Below are 1,201 nucleotides of genomic sequence, written 5' to 3' on the forward strand. Positions count from 1 at the left end.
TGAACACACGACGAGCCCACCGGATCGACACCCGAAGATCATCACCTACGCCAAACCGGCGCCACCGACCGTCCTATTGCGCACGAGGTCGTAAGTGTCCGACGGCGGAATGCAGCTCTTTCGGCAGCGTGCGGAGCGCTAGATGTGCTGCCCGAGCACGTTGGTTGAAATCATGTGACGAGATGACATGACGGACCTTGATGGGGAGGACCTGGGCCGAACGCTACGACGTGTGTCGTGGCCGACCGCGAAGTGATGGGCCGAGCGATACCGGTTGGCCGGCGAGGTCGGTATGCAGGACCGCTCGTCACGGCCCGCCTCGCAGCCAGGAAGGCACCGCCGCCACTTGTCCGTATGATCGTTTACCTACGGTGGAGACATCGCCTGGGACCGGTCGTGATCGCCGAACGCTTCGGCACGGTGTCATCGACGGTGCACGCTGTGCTGGTGCGGTGCCGGCTCAATCGGCTCTCGCCGCGTGGATCGCGTCACGGGCAAACCGGTGCCCCGCAATGAGCACCCGGCTTCCGGCGCGTCGCCGCACGTCGACGTCAAAAGCTCGGGAACTTCGCCGACGGTGGTGGCTGGAGCTACGTCGGTCGCGTCGAAAGCAAGACCCTCGCGGACAAGGGCTACCAAGGCGCCCACGGCGCCATCTGGACCCCGTTCAAACGCCGCCGCACCCGCCTGTCCCGCCGGCAGAAGTCTGTGAACCGGCACCACGCCAAGATCCGAGCCCTCGGCGAACGCGCCGTTTCCACGCTCAAGACCTGAAAAATCCTGACCAACCTACGGTGCTGACCACGCCACGCCACCCCCCGATCGTCCAGGCCATCCTCGTTCTCCAAGCCACCGAGGACGCTCGTTACCCACAAGGAAATGGCTCAATGACCTGCGGTCGCTGAACCAAGTGGCGGACCCTCGGAGGACCGCGACGGCGGCGGTCTCGTCGTCGTGATGGCGGTAGGCACGAAGGCGGTGCCGATCTTCGGGTTGTGGTGCTTGTTGCGCGGCTTGCCGGCAGTAGCCGCGTGGTTCTTCTAGCACGTTCGCGCTGGTCAGGGCGTCGATCAGGCCGTGGGTTCGGGTGGCGGTCAGGTCGTGCACTTAGAGGGCGTCTGATTCACATATTTTGCGAGTGATATGATCTTCACATATCTCGCCAGGTTGGGGTGGTTTCGTCGGTGACCCTTCTGGTGAG

Annotated in this window: 3 pseudogenes; 2 read left to right on the plus strand and 1 reads right to left on the minus strand. The window is 64.0% G+C overall.

The features are described 5' to 3' along the window. Positions 1-232 precede the first annotated feature (232 nt). Positions 233-603 (plus strand): annotated as a pseudogene (locus AB0873_RS32600) (leucine zipper domain-containing protein); the annotation flags it as partial. 12 nt (positions 604-615) lie between these two features. Beyond that, a pseudogene (locus AB0873_RS32605) lies at positions 616-905 on the plus strand (transposase family protein); the annotation flags it as partial. Here the strand turns inward: AB0873_RS32605 and AB0873_RS32610 are convergent. After that, positions 895-1,040 (minus strand): annotated as a pseudogene (locus AB0873_RS32610) (IS481 family transposase); the annotation flags it as partial. The pseudogenes AB0873_RS32605 and AB0873_RS32610 overlap by 11 nt on opposite strands. Between the last annotated feature and the right edge of the window lie 161 nt (positions 1,041-1,201).

The organism is Micromonospora sp. NPDC047707 (genome assembly GCF_040704235.1).
Lineage (GTDB): Bacteria > Actinomycetota > Actinomycetes > Mycobacteriales > Micromonosporaceae > Micromonospora.